Origin of the sequence: Devosia sp. LjRoot16, assembly GCF_964252795.1 — a bacterium.
In the GTDB taxonomy this organism is placed as follows: Bacteria; Pseudomonadota; Alphaproteobacteria; order Rhizobiales; family Devosiaceae; genus Devosia_A.
In genome coordinates, this window is the sequence record NZ_CAXUPH020000006.1 from 148,127 (window position 1) to 165,848 (window position 17,722).

19 protein-coding genes are annotated in these 17,722 nt (G+C 66.2%); 10 read left to right on the top strand and 9 right to left on the bottom strand.

The genetic code is table 11. The features are described from left to right. The first annotated feature begins 113 nt into the window (after positions 1–113). Genes ACSQ23_RS24845 through ACSQ23_RS24865 form a run of 5 tightly spaced genes read left to right on the top strand, consistent with a single transcriptional unit; the run spans position 114 to position 4,183 of the window. Positions 114–875, top strand: a complete 762-nt coding sequence (locus tag ACSQ23_RS24845; RefSeq protein WP_436092227.1) for a transporter substrate-binding domain-containing protein — start codon at positions 114–116, stop codon at positions 873–875. A 58-nt stretch (positions 876–933) separates the two neighbouring features. Next, complete coding sequence (locus tag ACSQ23_RS24850) at positions 934–1,776, top strand: ABC transporter permease subunit (protein WP_055881107.1); 843 nt, start codon at positions 934–936, stop codon at positions 1,774–1,776. Further along, a complete protein-coding gene (locus ACSQ23_RS24855; protein WP_055881110.1) occupies positions 1,776–2,522 on the top strand; it encodes an ABC transporter permease subunit in 747 nt (248 codons plus the stop codon). Before ACSQ23_RS24850 ends, ACSQ23_RS24855 begins: the two co-directional genes overlap by 1 nt. A gap of 2 nt (positions 2,523–2,524) precedes the next feature. Beyond that, positions 2,525–3,667, top strand: coding sequence for a succinylglutamate desuccinylase/aspartoacylase family protein (locus ACSQ23_RS24860; protein WP_436092228.1), 1,143 nt, complete (start codon positions 2,525–2,527; stop codon positions 3,665–3,667). After that, positions 3,668–4,183, top strand: coding sequence for a hypothetical protein (locus ACSQ23_RS24865; RefSeq protein ID WP_436092229.1), 516 nt, complete (start codon positions 3,668–3,670; stop codon positions 4,181–4,183). A gap of 185 nt (positions 4,184–4,368) precedes the next feature. On the opposite strand, the gene ACSQ23_RS24870 is transcribed toward ACSQ23_RS24865, so the two are convergent. Both ACSQ23_RS24870 and uxuA read right to left on the bottom strand, forming a co-directional pair. Next, positions 4,369–5,442: a Gfo/Idh/MocA family protein gene (locus tag ACSQ23_RS24870; protein ID WP_436092230.1), complete on the bottom strand. Its 1,074-nt coding sequence runs from the start codon at positions 5,440–5,442 to the stop codon at positions 4,369–4,371. Continuing rightward, positions 5,442–6,659 carry a mannonate dehydratase gene (uxuA, locus tag ACSQ23_RS24875; protein WP_436092231.1) on the bottom strand — a complete coding sequence of 406 codons (1,218 nt, stop codon included), beginning with the start codon at positions 6,657–6,659 and terminating at the stop codon, positions 5,442–5,444. Before uxuA ends, ACSQ23_RS24870 begins: the two co-directional genes overlap by 1 nt. Before the next feature lie 169 nt (positions 6,660–6,828). Between uxuA and ACSQ23_RS24880 the strand changes: the two genes are divergently transcribed. Then, positions 6,829–7,536, top strand: coding sequence for a GntR family transcriptional regulator (locus ACSQ23_RS24880; RefSeq protein WP_055881123.1), 708 nt, complete (start codon positions 6,829–6,831; stop codon positions 7,534–7,536). A gap of 194 nt (positions 7,537–7,730) precedes the next feature. Here ACSQ23_RS24880 and ACSQ23_RS24885 read toward each other — a convergent pair whose 3' ends face one another. From ACSQ23_RS24885 to ACSQ23_RS24900, 4 genes are all read right to left on the bottom strand, one after another. After that, on the bottom strand, positions 7,731–8,858 hold the full coding sequence (locus tag ACSQ23_RS24885; RefSeq protein WP_055881125.1) for an iron-containing alcohol dehydrogenase: 1,128 nt from the start codon (positions 8,856–8,858) through the stop codon (positions 7,731–7,733). A 4-nt stretch (positions 8,859–8,862) separates the two neighbouring features. After that, entirely contained in the window at positions 8,863–9,222 is a 360-nt protein-coding gene (locus tag ACSQ23_RS24890; RefSeq protein WP_436092232.1) for a DUF4326 domain-containing protein, read from the bottom strand. Continuing rightward, positions 9,222–9,839 carry a trimeric intracellular cation channel family protein gene (locus tag ACSQ23_RS24895; RefSeq protein ID WP_055881132.1) on the bottom strand — a complete coding sequence of 206 codons (618 nt, stop codon included), beginning with the start codon at positions 9,837–9,839 and terminating at the stop codon, positions 9,222–9,224. Before ACSQ23_RS24895 ends, ACSQ23_RS24890 begins: the two co-directional genes overlap by 1 nt. Positions 9,840–9,908: 69 nt before the next feature. Next, positions 9,909–10,376 (bottom strand): hypothetical protein, encoded by a 468-nt coding sequence (locus ACSQ23_RS24900; protein ID WP_332694140.1) that lies wholly within the window; start codon positions 10,374–10,376, stop codon positions 9,909–9,911. Positions 10,377–10,464: 88 nt separating this feature from the next. Between ACSQ23_RS24900 and ACSQ23_RS24905 the strand changes: the two genes are divergently transcribed. The 4 genes from ACSQ23_RS24905 to ACSQ23_RS24920 all read left to right on the top strand — a co-directional run bounded on the left by ACSQ23_RS24905 (position 10,465) and on the right by ACSQ23_RS24920 (position 14,118). Continuing rightward, positions 10,465–11,082 (top strand): hypothetical protein, encoded by a 618-nt coding sequence (locus ACSQ23_RS24905; RefSeq protein WP_436092233.1) that lies wholly within the window; start codon positions 10,465–10,467, stop codon positions 11,080–11,082. Positions 11,083–11,401: 319 nt separating this feature from the next. Continuing rightward, the gene (locus ACSQ23_RS24910; RefSeq protein ID WP_436092234.1) at positions 11,402–12,313 is read left to right on the top strand and encodes an acetamidase/formamidase family protein; all 912 of its coding nucleotides are present in this window, start codon (positions 11,402–11,404) and stop codon (positions 12,311–12,313) included. A 15-nt stretch (positions 12,314–12,328) separates the two neighbouring features. Continuing rightward, positions 12,329–13,354, top strand: a complete 1,026-nt coding sequence (locus tag ACSQ23_RS24915) for a Gfo/Idh/MocA family protein (protein WP_436092235.1) — start codon at positions 12,329–12,331, stop codon at positions 13,352–13,354. Next, entirely contained in the window at positions 13,351–14,118 is a 768-nt protein-coding gene (locus ACSQ23_RS24920) for a metallophosphoesterase family protein (RefSeq protein WP_436092236.1), read from the top strand. The genes ACSQ23_RS24915 and ACSQ23_RS24920 overlap by 4 nt, the downstream gene beginning before the upstream one ends. Positions 14,119–14,241: 123 nt before the next feature. On the opposite strand, the gene denD is transcribed toward ACSQ23_RS24920, so the two are convergent. The 3 genes from denD to ACSQ23_RS24935 all read right to left on the bottom strand — a co-directional run bounded on the left by denD (position 14,242) and on the right by ACSQ23_RS24935 (position 17,648). Next, on the bottom strand, positions 14,242–15,228 hold the full coding sequence (gene denD, locus ACSQ23_RS24925) for a D-erythronate dehydrogenase (protein ID WP_436092237.1): 987 nt from the start codon (positions 15,226–15,228) through the stop codon (positions 14,242–14,244). A gap of 280 nt (positions 15,229–15,508) precedes the next feature. Then, positions 15,509–16,330 carry a sugar phosphate isomerase/epimerase family protein gene (locus ACSQ23_RS24930; RefSeq protein ID WP_436092238.1) on the bottom strand — a complete coding sequence of 274 codons (822 nt, stop codon included), beginning with the start codon at positions 16,328–16,330 and terminating at the stop codon, positions 15,509–15,511. A gap of 151 nt (positions 16,331–16,481) precedes the next feature. Then, a complete protein-coding gene (locus ACSQ23_RS24935) occupies positions 16,482–17,648 on the bottom strand; it encodes a dihydrodipicolinate synthase family protein (RefSeq protein ID WP_436092239.1) in 1,167 nt (388 codons plus the stop codon). Positions 17,649–17,722 lie beyond the last annotated feature (74 nt).

Genomic DNA, 17,722 nt, shown 5'->3' on the forward strand with positions numbered 1-17,722 from the left:
AAAAGCGCTAGCGTTGCGCTTCATGTGCCGCCCGTCGGGCGGCACAACCCAATCAGCCGGTGGTGGGACCGGCCAGAACGCCGGCCAAGACCGGCGGTGTGACAGGAGAGACTATGAACAAGCTCGTTCTGGCGGCAGCGGCAGCCCTCGCCATGTTCGCGACCGGCGCCAATGCACAGGCCATCCGCATTGCCACCGAAGGCGCCTATGCGCCGTGGAACTTCCTCGACGAAGCCGGCAAGCCCGCCGGCTTCGAAATCGATCTCGGTAACGAGATCTGCAAGCGCGCCGCGCTCGAATGCGCCTTCCAGGTCAACGAGTGGGATTCGATCATCCCCAACCTCGTCGCCGGCAACTACGACCTGATCATGGCCGGCATGTCGATCACCGATGAGCGCAAGCAGTCTATCGACTTCACCGCCAACTACTTCCCGCCCGATCCGTCGCACTACATGGTGCGCACCGGCACCAAGCTCGATTTCGACGCGCTCAGCGGCAAGAATATCGGCGTGCAGGGCGGCACCATCCAGGCCGGCTACGCCGAGACCACCTTTGGCAGCACCAACACCATCAAGTCGTTCGAGACCGCCGACCAGGCGCTGGCCGACCTCAATGCCGGCAATGTCGACGTGGTGCTCGCCGACAGCTCCTATATCTCCGAGATCGTCGCCGGTTCGGGTGGCGCCATCGAGGTGGTGGGTCCCGAAGTGATGCTGGGTGGCGGCGTCGGCGCCGGCGTGCGCAAGGCCGATACCGAGCTGCGCGACAAGGTCACCGGCGTCATCGATGCAATGAAGCAGGACGGCTCGCTCGACGCGCTGATCATCAAGTGGTTCCCGGACAAGGCGCCGGGCCCGATCTTCGCCGGCGGCTGAACCCTCACATAATGGCGGGGGCGGGGTTTTCCCGCCCCTGTTGCTTTACAGGACCCCTATGGTCGATCTTCTGCCGCAATGGCTCCGGGACGTCCTCGGCCAGGACGTGCTGTTCTGGCTGGGCTACTTCACCAACGGCAAGCATCTGAGCTGGTATGCGAGCGTGCAGTATACGCTGGCCGCCGGCGCCATCGGCGCGGCCGTGGCGCTGGGGCTCGGCGTGCTCTCGGCCGCCGGCCGCAACTCGCGCTTCGCCGGCTTCCGCCTGCTCGGCAAGGCCTATACCAACTCGCTGCCCGGCATCCCGGACGTGCTGTTCTTCCTGTTCTTCCCGCTGGCTTTCGAGCAGGCGGTGGAATGGATCCGCGCCCAGGCGGTGTGCACGCCGGCTGAGCTGGCGCTGGGCCGCTGGCCGCTCTGCCCGGACGCCAACCTGATCTTCGGCAGCTTCGAGTACCTGATCCTCGCCGGCGTCTCGCTCGGCATCGTCTATGGCGCCTTTGCCGGCAACGTCATCTCGGGCGCCATGAACTCGGTGCCACGTGGCCAGCTCGAGGCCGCTCGCGCCTATGGCATGAGCCCGCTGCAGGTGCTGCTGCGGGTCCATATCCGGCAGATGTGGGCCTATGCCCTGCCCGGCCTCTCCAACATCTGGATGCTGCTGATCAAGGCGACCTCGCTGCTGTCGCTGCTGCAGATCTCCGACATCGTGCTGTGGGCCGATCGGTTGGGATCGCCGAACTTCACCCGCTCGGCCGGGCTCGTCCACCCCGACTGGCGCTGGGGCTATTACCTCGTGCTGCTGATCTTCTACATCCTCCTGACCTTCCTCTCCGAAAAGCTGTTCACCGCGCTGCAGCGCTGGGCCGGACGCGGCATGGCCACGGCGGGGGCAAGCTGATGGAGCTCATCACCGCCATCGCCAACGATCTGGTGATCCTCGCCAAGCCGGCGCTGTTCAACATCTATTTCGCCGCGGCCTCGATCCCCATCGGCTTCGTGCTGGCGATCTTCGTAGCGCTCGGCAAGGGCTCGTCCAGCGGGCTGGTCTCGAGCCTCAGCCGCGGTTTCATCTACGCCTTCCGCGGCTCACCCTTCTTCATCCAGCTGTTCATGTTCTACTCGCTGGCGCTGGCCTTCAACCTCAGTCTGTGGAAGCCGCTCGGCATCGACTGGATCGTGCTCAATCCGCTGATCCTCGGGCCGGCCGTGCTGGTGCTCAACACCACCGCCTACACCGCCAACATCCTCCACGGCGCCATGCAGAACGTGCCCAAGGGCGAGATCGAAGCGGCCCGCGCCTTCGGCATGAACCGCCTGCAGCTGTTCCGCGCCGTCACCTGGCCCAATGTCATCCGCATCGCCTGGCCGGCCTACACCAACGAAGTGGTGGTGCTGTTCCACACCACCGCCCTGGTCTACTTCACCCTGCCGGTGATCAACGACCAGAAGGACCTGATGAACAAGGCCGGCGAGCTGTTCGAAAAGGACTACAACGCCTTCCTCCACTTCCCGGTGGCGGGGCTCTATTTCCTCGGCGTCTCGATGATCATTTTCTTCGTTTTCGGGCGCGTCTATCGCCATCTCATGCGACACCTGCCGCAAGCGCCGGCGATCCGATTCTCGCCGCGCTGGATCCGGGGGTAGTCATGGCATTCGAGAGAAAGGTCGTACCGCTCAAGGGCGATACGCCCGGCGCGGTGACCGAGTTCACCTATTACGTCATCGGCCCCGGGGATGCGCCCGAAAAGGTCCACCTGCAGGCGGCTTTGCACGCCGACGAACACCCCGGCACCATGGTGCTGCATCACCTGTTGCCGATGCTGCGCCAGGCCGACGACCAGGGGCTGCTGCGCGCCCGCTTCACCGTGATGCCGCTGGTCAACCCGCTCGGCATGGCGAGTTTCTCGCTGCGCCGCCATATCGGCCGCTACGACGCCAATACCGGCATCAACTTCAACCGCCGCTGGCCCGACCTGTTCGCCGCGATCCGTTCGCAGCTGAACGGCCGGCTGTCCGACGACGAGCGCTTCAACGTCAACCTGATCCGCAAGGCCGTCGCCAACTGGATCGACGCGCAGCAGCCGCGCAGCGCCAACGAGCAGTTGCGCCTGCTGGTGTTGAAGGAGGCCCACGATGCCGAGTTCGTCTTCGATCTCCACTGCGACGACGACTCGCTGGTCCACATCTTCACCTCGCCCGAGCTGATGCCCGAACTGCAGGATCTTGCCGACTGGATTGGCGCCGCGGCGACGCTGACCGCCGCCGACAGCGGCGGCGGCTCGTTCGACGAGGTGCTGCCGCAGCTCTACCGCAAGGTGGCTTTGGCCAATCCGGGCAAGCCTGTGCCGATGGCGAGCGCCACCGCGACGCTCGAATATCGCGGCCAGGCCGACGTGTTCGATCACTTCGGCGCCGACGATGCGCGTCGGCTATGGGGTTTTCTGTGCGAGCGCAACCTGATCGACGCCGATCCGGGCGCGCGCCCTGCCCCGCTGTCGGAAGCGACGCCGTTCGATGCCACCGAGATCGTCAGGGCCGACCGCCCCGGCCTCGTCGCCTATCGCGTCGAGCTCGGCGAACGGGTCACCAAGGGCCAACCGGTCGCCGACCTGATCGCGCTCGACGGGCCGGAAGCCTTCATGGCCCGCACCCCGATCCTTGCCGGCACCGATGGTCTGGTGCTGTCGCGCGCCATGGCCAAATATGCGCCGCGCGGCGCCGGCATCATGAAGATCGTCGGCAAGACACCGCTCAGCGGCCGCAAGGGCGCCTACCTGCTTGAGGACTAGATGATCGACCTGAGGCGCAACAACGGCGCGCTGACCCTTTATGCCACCCACCAGCAACCGCCGCGGGCCATGTGGCTCGCGGGGTCCGTTGTGGTGTCAGCGCTGCTCTATTTCATGCTCGAGCAGCAGATCCCCGATCCGACCTTTCGCCTGGTCTCGGCCGCCATCTGCATCGCCGCCCCCGTCATTGCCGCAGCGGTGCTGTATCTGAGGCCTCATACCACCAGCATCGTCACCGCCTTCGACCCCAAGACCCGCCGCATCCGCTCCGAGCAGAAACACGACCGCGGCAAGGATGTCGTGCTCGAGCTGGGCTTCGAGGAGGTCGCGGCGCTCAAGGTGGCCGAAGACCACGCCGAGCGGCCGCGTCACGACGTGCTGTCGTTGACGCTGACAGATGGGCGGAAGATTCAGCTGGCGCTGAAATCGCGGCAATATTCCGAGGGTGGCGAAGGCCAGGACCTCCGCAAGGTGGCGGCGTTCATTCGCAACGAGACGGGATTGCCTGAGGGGTAAGCCCCGCGCCCGCAGTCTGCGCCCCCTCGCCCCTCTGGGGAGAGGGCTGGGGTGAGGGGCGCCAAGCGCACAGGACCAAGCGTGGTCCGTCACCCAGCGGTGGCTCTTTCGGTGTGCTTGGCGCCCCTCACCCTGACCCTCCCCCCAGAGGGGAGAGGGGGAACGCACTCTGCACGGGCCGTACCCTACCCCGCCCAGGGCTGCCGCACACTCCGCACCGTCTCGCCGCTCCTCGCTGCCTCATGCATCAGCAGCGACAGATACTGGTCCTGCGCGCCCTCGGCATAGGGGTACGGCCCCTCACCCCGTCCGCGCGCCAACGCCCCCATCCGTTCCATCGCCACGGCGATGGCGATCTCGTCGTCCATCAGCCGGGCATTGGGGTACGGCATGGTCCACACCACCTCGTCGCCGCACAGCATCGCTTCGAGCGCGTAACCGAACAGGTTCCCGTAGCGGCCGGATTCACTGCGGGTGAAGATTTTGGTCAGCGGCTGGCCATAGACCGGCATCACCCGCGCCTCGAGGTCGGCGATCTCGCCACGGTCGCCGCGGATGACGACGCGATGCGAGTGCACGGGCGAGCGGTACTGCACGTCGGTGAAATCGAACAGCCCCAGCCTGTCGCCAAAATCGAACTCGCCCAGTGTCTGCTTGGTGGTGACGAAGCGTTCGCTGTCGGGCCAGCTGAAGCGGTTCGGCCCTTCGAGCGCCCGCGCCTCGAACAGCTTGCCGCGGATAACCGCCTCCTCGAAACCGATGCCGAGGAACTGCCGCATCAGGCTGACGCCATGATAGCCATGCGCCGCCGAAACGCGGGCGAGGCTGACCCGGCCGAGCCCGCCATTGGCGATCACCTGCAGCCGCGCCGCGTGCAGCGGCTGGAACAGGTATTGCTCGGCGATATGCAGCCGAAAGCCCTGCTCCACCAGCCGCCAGATCGCGATCATGGTCTCGAGGTCGAGCGCCGCCGGGGTTTCGCACAGCACCGCGAGACCGAGCTGGTGCAGCTCGGTGAGGATGGCGAGATGCGCCTCCGCCTTGACTGACAGCACCACGAAGTCCGGGCCCGCCGCCGCCAGCTCCGCATAGCTCGCGAAGGCCGGCGCGCCCCATTGCGCCCCGAATGCCGCCGCCTTGGCGGGGTCGCGCTGCACCACGCCGACCAGTTGGAACCGCTCCGGCAGTTCGCGGGCGATGCGCGTGAAGAATTCGGCGCGCCAGCCGCCGCCGACGAGACCGAAGCGGATCGGCGCCATCAGAGGCCGAGCCCGAACTCGCGATGTGCCAGCGCCGTCATCACGCCGCGCAGCTCCGCGAGGCCCTTCAGCCGGCCGATGGTCGGGTAGCCCGGCTGGGCCCGGCGGCCGAGATCATCGAGAATGTCCTGCCCGTGGTCGGGGCGCATCGGAATCTGCGCGTCCTCGCGGCCCTCGCGCTTGCGCCGTGCTTCCTCAGTGAGGATCGCGGCGATCAGCGGCACCATGTCGGTACTCCCGGCCAGGTGCTCGTCCTCATAGAACGACCCCGAAATGGCGTCGCTCTCGCGGCGCACGTTCCTGAGATGCAGGAAATGCACCTTCGGCCCGAACTCCTGCATCATCGCCGGCAGGTCGTTGTCGGGGCGCGCCCCGAGCGACCCCGAGCAGAAGGTCATGCCATTGGCCGGGCTGTCGACCGCATCGAGAATGTGCCGGTAGTCGGCGGCCGTCGACATGATGCGCGGCAGGCCGAGCAGCGGGAACGGCGGATCGTCCGGGTGGCAGCAGAGCCGCACCCCGACCTCCTCGGCCACCGGCACGACTTCCGAGAGGAAATCGACAAAGTGCTGGCGGAGCTGGTCGGGCGAGATCCCCTGATATTCGGCGAGGTGCGCCCTGACGTCGTCGAGCGTCATGCTTTCGGTCGAACCGGGCAGGCCCATCGTCACGTTGCGCGACAGCTGCTGCTGGGCTGCATCGTCCATCCCGGCAAACCGCCGCGCCGCCTCGGCGACCACCTCGGGCAGAAAGCTCTCGGTTGCCCCGGCTCGCTTGAGGATGTGGATTTCGAACACCGCGAAATCGTTGATGTCGAAGCGCATGCAGGTGCCGCCATGCGCCACTTGATAGCGCAGGTCCGTGCGGGTCCAGTCGAGCACCGGCATGAAATTGTAGCAGACGGTCCTGAGGCCCGCCGCCGCGACGTGGCGGAGGCTCTGCTGGTAGTTGGCGATATGCTCGCGCCAGGCGCCCTTCTGCTTCTTGATGTCCTCTGACACCGGCAGGCTTTCGATCACGTCCCAGGCGATGCCGGAGGGCGTGCCGTCCTTGCGCTGCCTGATCTGCTGCTGGCGCTTGCCGATTTCCTCGGCGCTCCACACCACCCCGTTGGGCACGTGGTGCAGCGCCGTCACCACCCCCTCAGCGCCGGCCTGCACGATGTCATCGATGCTTGCCAGGTCCGCCGGACCGAACCAGCGCCACGTCTGCCTCATTTGGCTTCTCCAACAGCGCCAGGAGGGGGAAAGTTCTGCGACTTTTCCGCCTCGAAAGCGCGATTACTTACCGGCTTCGAACATTTCGCCGTTCAATGAAACGGCGAAATGCTCTAGCGCTTCCAACCGCGCCAACCGGTGCTAGTATGGCAGCGTTGGGGGAGTCAACATGACCATTGAACTGGAGCTGGTAAACCAGCCCGTCATCGCCGGAACGCGGCAGCTTTCGATGAGCCAGCGGGTCTACGATACGGTCCGCAATGCCATCGTGCAGCTGCAGCTCAGGCCCGGGCACCTGCTCTCGGAGGCCGAGCTCGCCCGCTATATGGGCGTGTCGCGCCAACCGGTGCGTGAGGCCTTCATCAAGCTGGCGGAAGCCGGCCTCGTCGAGGTGCGGCCGCAACGCGGCACTTTCGTCAAGCTGATCTCGATCCGCGAGGTGCAGAACTCCCGCTTCATCCGCGAAGCGATCGAGCTGGCGGTAATCCGCAAGGCCGCCGAACGGATCAAGCCGTCGGGCATCGCCGAACTGCGCGAGCTGGTGGCCGAGCAGCGGGTGGCGCTCGCCGGCAAGCTGATCGATTTCATGCGGCTCGACGACGATTTCCACTGCGCCATCGCCGCGCATGGCGGGGTCGAGCACGCCTGGCGCCACATCGTCAGCCTCAAGGCGCAGCTCGACCGCGTCCGCTTCCTCGGCTTCCCCCAGGCCACCCCGCGCCCGCAGGTGATCGCCCAGCACACCGCCGTGGTCGACGCGCTCGAGCGCAACGACGTAGACGGCGCCGTGAGCATGATGCGCCTGCATCTCAACGAACTGGCGCCGTCACTGCCCAAGCTGGCGGAAGAACACGCGGATCTGTTTGCGGACGAGTGAGGGCTTGGACGGTGTGTTAGAGGACCGTGGAGGGCACTAACGTGCCCCCTCATCCGGTGTCATCCCAGCGAAAGCTGGGACCCAACTCACCGCCCGCACCAGCTGATAGATGGTTCCCAGCTTTCGCTGGGATGACACCGAGTTGGTGGAGCGTTCGCTGATCACCCAGACCGCTGCTCTCGCTCCCCTCCCCCTCAATCCATCGCCGCTTCCAGCAACTGCCGATAGTCCTCGGCCGTCGCCAATCGGGGGTTGGTTGCGTGGCTGTGGTCAGCCAGCGCCCGTTCGATCACCCAGTCGAAGTGATCTTCGCGCACCCCGAGCCCGCGCAGCCCCTCGGGGATGCCGAGACGGCGGTTGAGCGTATCGAGTTCGCGCGCCAGGTCCGCGGCCGGCGGGAAGCCCATCGCGGCCTTCAGCCGCCCCAGCTTCTCGCCGATCTCCGGGCCGTTGAAGCGCAGCACCGGCGGCATCAGGATGGCGTTGAGCGTGCCGTGGTGCAGAGAAACATCCTTGAGGCCGCCCAGCGCGTGGCTCAGCGCATGCACCGCGCCCAGCCCCTTCTGGAAGGCGAGCCCGCCCATCAGCGCGCCCATCATCATTTCCGAACGCGCCGTGGCGTTGCGGCCATCGCGACAGGCGGTTTCGAGATGCCGCCAGATCCGCCCTGCCCCATCGAGCGCGATCGCCTCGGCCGGCGGGTTGACCCGCGGCGAGCAGAGCGTCTCGATGCAATGGCTGAGCGCATCGAGCCCGGTCGCCGCAGTGAGCCCGGCTGGCAGGCCATAGGTCAGCGCCGGGTCGCAGATCGCCCGCTTGGGGATCAGATACGGCGAGATGAAACCCAGCTTTCGCCCATCGTCGAGCGTCAGCAGCGCCGCCCGCCCGACTTCGGCACCGGTGCCCGCCGTGGTCGGCACCGCGATCAGCGGTGCCACCTTGGCCCCGATCCGCTCCAGCCCACCATAGATCATCGCATATTGTTCGAGCGGCCCGGGGTGGGTGGCGAGCAGTGCCACGCCCTTGGCGAGGTCGATCGGCGAGCCGCCGCCGATGGCGACGATCCCGTCGCAGCCTTCGCCGCGATATTGTTCGAGCGCCGCGATCACCGCCCCCTCGGTGGGGTTGGGTGGGGTATCGAGGAACACCGGTGTCTCGGCCGGCAGATGCGCCAGCGCCTCGGCCACCAGCCCCGCCGCGAGGATGCCGCGATCGGCGACCAGCAGCGGCCGGTTGAGCCGGAACTCCTCCACCGTTTCGGCAAGGGTTGAGAGGGCGCCCGCGCCGAACTCGATGCTCGTGAGGTAGTTTATCCGTGCCATCAGCCTATCCGTTCGCCAGTTCGATCAATGTGTCTGCGTGACAGGGCGTCCCCGCCTTGCACCAGCAGGCAAGGTTATATCCCCTGAGTTCAGCCCGGATGACAGCCCGCTCCGGCGGCGCCCCCGGCGACAAAGCCGGATCGAGCGTACCGGTGAGCCACTGCCCGCAGAGCTCCACCGCTTTGACCTGCGCCTGGGCACGATCGAGCCCATAGCGCCTGGCCGTGTCGTCGATGGTGAAAGGGTTGCCCCACCGCCCCGGCCGGGTGATCAGCTTGGCCGGCAGCCCGTTGAGCGCCAGCGAAATCGCCTGCAGGTTAAAGCCGGCCTGGCGCGACAGCTGCAGGCGTTGTGGGCGAGCCATCAGCGTAGCTCCTTGTCGTAGACGAATTTCGGCATTTCGAGCTTCCACACGATCGCCGCGACGCGCACCGCAAAGCCGATGGCGATGGTACCCAGCACCAGCATATCGTGTGGCACCTCCATGGCGCGGCCCAGATAGTAGAGCGTACCCGAAATGATGGCGACGGTGGCGTAGAGCTCGGACGAGAACACCAGCGGCACCTCGTTGCAGAGGATATCGCGCATGATGCCGCCGGCAATGCCGGTGATCATCCCCGCCACCACCACGATGATCGGCTGCTGGCCCATTTCCAGCGCCACATTGCAGCCGATGATGGTGAAGGCAGCGAGCCCCAGCGCATCGAGCAGCAGGAACGGCCAGCGCAGCGCCGCCATATAGCGGGCCAGCGCAATGGTGATGAACGCCGCGGCGCAGCAGATGATCAGCAGATACGGGTTCTCGACCCAGATCAGCGGGTAATGCCCCAGCACCAGGTCGCGCGCCGTGCCGCCGCCCAGCGCCGTGACGCAGGCCAGCACGCAGACGCCGAACCAATCCATCTTGCGGCGCCCCGCCGCCAGCGCGGCGGTCATCGCCTCAGCGGTGATCGCGACATAAAAGATGATCTGCAGCAGCATGACGTCCCCCGCGGTTGCCCTGAAGGGCTTCCCACGGAGGACACTAGAGCAGACGAATCGCCCCGTGGGCTAGTTGGCCTTCGGGGTGATATCGGCGGTTGACTGGATGGTGATGATCTTCACGTCGAATTCGGCGCAGGCGTCATCCTTGCAGATGCCGTTCAGCCAGACCTGCCCATTGCCGTACATGACACCATCGGCATTGACGAACAGCGCTTCCCACTGCTGCGTGAGGATCGCGTCCTTGATGTCGCCAGTGATGATCGTCTCGTACTCGGTCTCGAACTGGGCGGCATCGTTGATGGTCAGCGCCTTGCCGCCGACGCTGACGGTAATCGGGTAGGACACCCACTCGGCCACCCCGGCGGCGTTGTCGTCGGCGACCGCCTGGTGAATGGCGTCGAACGCGGTGTGATAGGGTGCCGCATCGCCGAGGTCCGTAGTGATGGCGTCATCGACTTCGGCGCCGGTCTGCGCCATGGCGGGCAGCGCCCCGAGCAAGCCGGCGAACAGGGCAGCGGCGACTAGCTTCAGCATTCTCGTAACTCCTGTTGGAAACGGGTGGTCCGCCAAACCATTGATAGCGCACAGTATCATCAGTCGAACAGACCGCAGGATATTGAGGATGCGAAAACCCCAGAGCATGAAGGGCCTCGAGGAACTGGGCCGGGTGCGGCTCAGCCAGAACTTCTTCATGCGCGACTTCCTCTATTCGGAGATCGCCAGTTTCTATGGCATCCCCAATATTCCCGATGATCCCGACCTCGCCATCGCAGCCGGCAAACGCCTCTGCGAGGCGTGCCTCGAACCGCTGCTGGCGCGCTTCGGCCGCATCTCGATCCGCTCGGCCTATCGCTCGCCCGCGGTCAACCAGTTCGGCAACGAGCATGACCTCAATTGCGGGCGCAACGAGAGCAATTTCGGCGGCCATATCTGGGACCGCCGCGACGCCCTGGGCGGCATCGGCGCCACCGCCTGCATCATCGTCCATGCGCTGATCCCATACTACGAGGCCACCGGCCGCTGGGAAGCGCTCGGCTGGTGGATCCACGACCACCTGCCCTATGACGAACTCGAGTTCTTCCCCAAATTCGCCGCGGTGAACGTCAACTGGCGCGAACACCCCAAGCGCCGCATCCACTCCTTCATCCCACCCCGGCGCGGCGTGCTGACCAAGCCGGGGATGGCGAATTTCGAGGGGCGGCACGAGGCCGAATATGCGGAGTGGCTGGCGGGGTTGTGAGGGCCAAAACCACCGGTCTCTCCTCATCTCCCCCCTTGCGGGGGAGAATGGAATTTCTTGGGCTTAGCGTCTTGGCTAAGCCTTAGAAATTCCAAGAGAGGGGGTGCGGAGCCACCGTGCCTTCCCGCGCCCCCCTCTCTTGCGAAAATTAAGGCCTTAGCTGCGCTAAGCCCAAGTTTTCGCTTTCTCCCCCGCCAAGGGGGAGATGAGGCCGGTGGACGGGAGCCCACATCACCCAAGCCTTTACCCAAGCCTTTCGGCCCACGTGACAACCCTCCCCGCTCCCGCTACCCCTATGCGCCGAGGAGGAACCACCCCAATGACCACGCATCGCTTTGTTGCCACCGAGTGGCACAATGTGCTGGGCACGCGCCCCCCTGCCTTCACCGTCGCCTCGGGCGATACCGTGATTACCGAGACGCTCGATGCCTGGGGCTTCGACAAGGATGGGGTGCAGCGCCAGCCCGGGCCGAACCCGATGAATGGGCCGATCTTCGTCGAGGGCGCTGCGCCGGGCGACGCGTTGAAGGTCGAAATCCTCCGCATGACACCGAACCGCGCCACCGGTTGGACCCGCTCGTCGCTGGCGGGGAACGTCGTCGATCCGGAATCGGTGCGCGACCTGCCCTCGCGCGAGACCGTCACCTGGTCGATCGACCGGCAGGCCGGCACCGCGCAGCTGCAGCCGCCGGTCAAGGGGCTCGAGCATTTCGTGCTGCCGCTCGAGCCGATGATCGGCTGCTTCGGCGTGGCGCCGAGCCTCGGCCAGGCCTTTTCCACCGCCACCAGCGCCGAGAATGGCGGCAACATGGATTATCGCGGCTTCGGCCCGGGCGCGACGGTTTGGTTCCCGGTGGCGGTCGACGGCGCGCTGTTCTTTCTCGGCGATTGCCACGCCGTGCAGGGCGATGGCGAGATCGTCGGCACCGGCATCGAGACCAGCTACGAGGTCGAAGTGCGGCTGACCGTCGAAAAGGGCCGGAAGCTGGTGTGGCCGCGCGGCGAGAGCGCTACCGAAATCTTCTCGGTCGGCAATGCCCGGCCGCTCGACCAGGCGCTGCAGCACGCCACCAATGACATGTTCAACTGGCTCTGCACCGAGTACGGGCTCAGTAAGACCGCCGCCAGCCACCTGATGGGCCAGGTGGTGCGCTACGAGGTCGGCAACGTCTACGACCCCGCCTACACCATGGTGTGCAAGATCCCCAAGCAGTGGCTGCCGACCAAGTAACCGCTGGAGGCGGCAATGGCTGAGCGCATCGCGCTGGGAATGATCGGCTGCGGCTTCTTCGCGCAGAACCATCTCCATGCCTGGCAGGACCTGAAGCCGGAGGGCGTCGACATCGTCGCCGTCTGCGACGTGGACCCGGAGCGCGCCCGCGCCGCCGCCGAAAAGTTCGGGGTGCCCCGCTGGTACACCGATGCTGCTGTGATGTTCCGCGCCGAGCAGCTCGGGCTGGTCGATATCGCAACGCAGATGCAGAGCCACCTGCCGCTGGTGAAACTTGCGCTGAGCCACCAGGTGCCGACCATCATCCAGAAGCCGTTCGGCCAGGATATTGCCGAGGTGCGCGAGATGGTGGCCACGGCCAAGGCCGCCAACATCTTCCTTGCCGTGCACGAGAACTTCCGCTTCCAGAAGCCGCTGCGCCGTATCGCCGAAATCGTCCGCTCCGGCACCATCGGCACGCCGACCTGGGCGCGCGTCAGCTTCCGTACCGGCTACGACATCTATGCCGGCCAGCCCTATCTCGCCGAACAGCAGCGTTTCGTACTGATCGACCTGGGCGTCCACGTGCTCGATGTGGCGCGGGTGCTGCTCGGCGAGGTCGAGCATTCGACCGCCGAGTTGCAGCGTCGCAACCCCAAGGCCAAGGGCGAGGACACCGCCACCATGCTGCTGCGCCACAGCTCCGGCGCCGTCTCGGTGGTCGAGTGCACCTATGGCTCGCGCCGCCTGCCCGACAGTTTCCCCGAAACCCTGATCGAGGTGGAGGGCGACAAAGGCGCCATCGTCTCGCGCATCGGCAACAAGGTCGAAGTCACCATCAACGGCCGGATGGAAGTGCTCGACGAGGACCCGGAAGTGCTGCCCTGGGCCGAGCGGCCCTGGCACGTGGCGCAGGAAAGCGTGCTCGCCACCAACCGCCATATGCTCGAAGCCCTGCGCGCCGGCCGCCCAGCCGCTACCAGCGCCGAGGACAACCTCAAGACCTTCGCCCTGGTGGAAGCCGCCTATCTCGCCGCCGGCAAGGTGAAGCCCGAGGCATGAAAGCGCCGGCGCTCGACCGTATCGCCATCATCTCCGATATCCACGGCAACCTGCCGGCGCTCGAGGCGGTGCTGGCCGACATCGAGGCGCGCGGCATCACGCGGATCTACGGGCTCGGCGACCTCGCCGGCAAGGGGCCCAGCGGCGCCCAAGTGATCGACATTTCGCGCCGGGTCTGCGTCACGACCGTCAAGGGCAACTGGGATGCCGGGCTGGCCGATGGTGACGCAGATGCCATCTCCATCTGGCATCGCCGGCAATTGGGCCCCGAGCGACTCGCTTACCTCCGCGACCTGCCGGAAACGCTCGATTTTCGCCTCAGCGGCCGAAGTGTGCGGCTGTTCCACGCCTCGGCGCGCGGCATCAACCATCGGGTGCGCCAGTATGACAGCCGCGACGACCACCTCCAGATGTTCGACAACACCGACTTCACCGGCCATGGGCCGCTGCCCGACATCGTCGGCTATGGCGACGTCCACACTGCCTATGTGAAGACCTTCGCGCATAAATGCCTGTTCAACGCCGGCAGCGTCGGCAACCCGCTCGACGTCCCTCTTGCCTGCTACGCCATTCTCGAGGGTCGCTTCGACGGCGCCGAGCCGGCGCCCTGGACGGTCAGCCTCGCTCGCCTGCCCTACGATATCGAGGCCTCCATCCGGCAGGCCGAGATCTCGGGCATGCCCGACCTCGAGTACTACATCAATGAGCTGCGCACCGCCCGCTATCGCGGCCTGACCCCGAAACCGCTCAAGGTACCCGGCTGAGGCAAGTGGCTGCCGACTGAGAGTTCAGCGGACACAAAACCCCTCCCTCCCCCTTGTGGGGAGGGTAGCGTAGCTAGGGCCAACGGCCCGTAGCGAAGCTGGGTGGGGGTAGGCCCAGCTCCCCTACCCCCCGATCTTGCCGCCCAGCTCATCCTCGATGTGGATCCGGATGATCTCGTCAAAGCTCTGCTCGGCCTTGAACCCCAGCGAAATGGCCCGCTTGGCGTCGAAATTGCGCGGCCAGCCCGCCACCATCGAGATGATCTTGGGGTCCGGCACATCCTTGATCAGGTTCACCGCCTTGTCGCCGGCCACCCGGCGCAGCGCCTCGATCTCCTCGCCCACCGTGGTCGAGAGCCCCGGCACCGAGAGAGTCCGGCGCCAGCCGAGCTTCGTCGTATCGAGCTCGGCGGCATGGGTCAGGAAACCGATCGCGGCGCGTGGGCTGGCGAACCAGTGGCGCACGTCCTTCGACACCGGCAGCACCGCCTCCTGCCCGACCAGCGGTTCGCGCAGGATATTGGAGAAGAACCCCGAGGCTGCCGCATTGGGCTTACCCGGCCGGATGGTGATGGTGGGCAGCCGAATGCCGACGCCATCGACAAAGCCCTTGCGCGAATAGTCGTTGAGCAGGAGTTCGCAGATCGCCTTCTGCGTGCCGTAGCTGGTGAGCGGGGTGTTGAAGAACTCGTCGCCGATGGCTTCCGGGAACGGCGCGCCGAACACTGCGATCGACGAGGTGAAGACGAGGCGCGGCAGGTATGGCGCCTTGAGCCCTTCCTGGCGGATGGCTTCGAGCAGAAACCGCATGCCATCCATGTTGATGCGATAGCCCTTGTCGAAATCCGCCTCGGCCTCGCCCGAAACGATCGCCGCGAGGTGGAAGATCAGGTCGGGACGCGAGGCGATCAGCTTTGTGGCTTCACCCGGCAAGGAGACGTCGGAGACCACCGTCGCCACGTCGCCGTTGAAATCGATCTTCGCCGGCTCGACCACGTCGGTGAGCGTGAACTTGCTGATGGCCTTGCCGCCCACCTGCCCCGACTTGAGCAGCGCAGACGTAAGCTTGCGGCCGATCATGCCGGCCGCCCCGATGATCAGGATATGCATGGAGTCTCCTCGGATTTTTGCCGGGAGATTAGCGGCTGAGACGCGAGGTGCAAGCGATGCTTTGGGTGGAGCACAACTGCGGTGGATGCTGCCCCACCCCACCCAGCTTCGCTACGGCTCCGCCTAGCTGCGCTACCCTCCCCATCGAGGGGAGGGAGACCCGACTGTAAGCTTTTCGGTTCCATCGTCACTCCCTCCCCCTTGTGGGGAGGGTAGCGCAGCTAGGGCCAACGGCCCGTAGCGAAGCTGGGTGGGGTGGGCCACAAACTCGAGCTCCGCCTCAGCACACCGTACTAAGCCGCTCCACACACACCCGCACCACCTCGTCCCCCGGCCGCTTCCACCAGTTGTCGCGGCTGAAGATCTCGACTTCCTGCGGACCGTGGTAGCCGGCGGCCTCGATCATCGCGCGGATGGCGGGGAGGTCGATGACCCCGTCGCCCATCATGCCGCGATCGAGCAGCATGTCGGTGGTCGGCACCAGCCAGTCGCAGATGTGGTGCGCGAAGATGCGTTGCTCCCGCCCGGCCCGGGCGATGGCGGCGGCAAGGTTGGGGTCCCACCAGACGTGATAGACGTCGATGGCGACGCCGACCCCCTCCCCCAGTTCGCCCGCGATATCGAGCGCCTGGTCGATGGTGTTCACGCAGGCCCGGTCGGCCGCATACATCGGGTGCAGCGGCTCGATGGCGAGCGGCACGCCGGCGGCGCGGGCATGCGGCAGCATCGCCGCGATGCCGTCGCTGACCATCTGCCGGGCCCCCGGCAGGTCGCGCGACGACCCGGGCAACCCGCCGACCACCAGCACCAGGCAATCGGCGCCGAGTGCCGCCGCTTCATCGATGGCGCGGAGGTTATCGTCGATATTGGCCTGCCGTCCCTCAGCGGTTTCCGCCGGAAACATGCCACCGCGACAGAGCCCGGTGACGCGCAGGCCATTGGCCTTGACGATGCTGGCCGCCTCGGCGAGCCCGACGGCCGCCACCTGATCGCGCCACGGCGCAATGGCGGTGACGCCATGCCGGAGACAATCGTCGACCATCTGCGCAAAACTTGAACCGTTGCGCAGGGTCGCGAGGTTCATGGAGAGTTGCTGGGTCATGCGCGTGTTGCCCCCACCCTCATCCGGGCTTCGCCCACCTTCTCCCATCAAGGTGGAAGGACTGACTGAGATGTTAGTGGAGGACCCTTCTCCCCTTGTGGGAGAAGGTGGGCGAAGCCCGGATGAGGGGTGGGCCACAGACACGGACACCTCAAACCACCCCATGCACAGCCAGCACCCGCTTCATCCGCTCCACCGCCAACCCAGGGTCAGCCAGCACGCGCGCCTTGTCGGCCAGCCGGAACAGCTCACTCAAATGCTGCAGCGAGCGGGTCGATTGCTGGCCGCCGATCATGGCGAAATGCTCCTGCAGCCCGTTGAGATAGGCGAGGAACACCACGCCGGTTTTGTAGAAGCGGGTGGGCGCCGCAAAGATGTGCCGGCTGAGCGGCACGGTGGGCTCCAAGAGCTCGAAGAACTCGTTGTCGCTGCCGCGCCCCAGCGCCGCCAGCGCCGCCGAGGCGGCCGGAGCGATAGCGTCGAAAATGCCGAGCAGCGCGTCGGAATGGCCTAGCTCGTCGCCGGCGATCAGCTCGGCATAGTTGAAATCGTCGCCGGTATACATCCGCACGCCCTCAGGCAGCCGGCGGCGCATGGCGATCTCTTTCTCTTTGCTCAGGAGCGAGATCTTGATGCCATCAACCTTGTCGGCATGCGCGGCGATCACCTCGAGGCAGACGTCCATCGCCGCGTTGTGGTCAGCCTCGCCCCAATACCCCTCCAGCGCCGGGTCGAACATTTCGCCCAGCCAGTGGAGGATCACCGGCTGCTTCACCTGGCCGAGAATCCGGCCATAGACCCGGGCATAGTCATCGGGCGATTTCGCCGCCACCTTGAGGGCGCGCGACGCCATCAGGATGATCCGACCGCCCTCGGCTTCGACGAACCCGACCTGCTCTTCATAGGCGCGGATCACGTCGTCGATGGTGACATCGGGTCCGGGCGCCAGGTGATCGGTGCCGGCGCCATAGGCGATCAGCGCGTCGGACCGGCCGCGCGCCTCGGCCTGAGCCCGGCGGATCAGCTCCTGCGCGTCACTCCAGGTGAGCCCCATGCCGCGCTGCGCCGTATCCATGGCTTCGGCCACGCCGAGCCCGAGATCCCATAGCCGGTGGCGGAATTTGAGCGTCGTATCCCAGTCGATGGCGGGTGTGAGCCAGGGATCGTTCGCGGCCAGCGGATCGGCAACCACATGCGCCGCGGCATAGGCAATGCGCGGGAAATCGCTGGCGGCGTGTTTTTCGAACGGGATCGGCGTGCCGGTGAGGCGGTAGGTTTCGAGCGTGCGGGTGGACATCGGAAGAATGAGTTCAGGCATGACTTGCCTCCGAGCGTGGGGCCACCCCCCTCCCGGCCTCTCCCACAAGGGGGGAGGTGAAGAGTTGAGGCTGA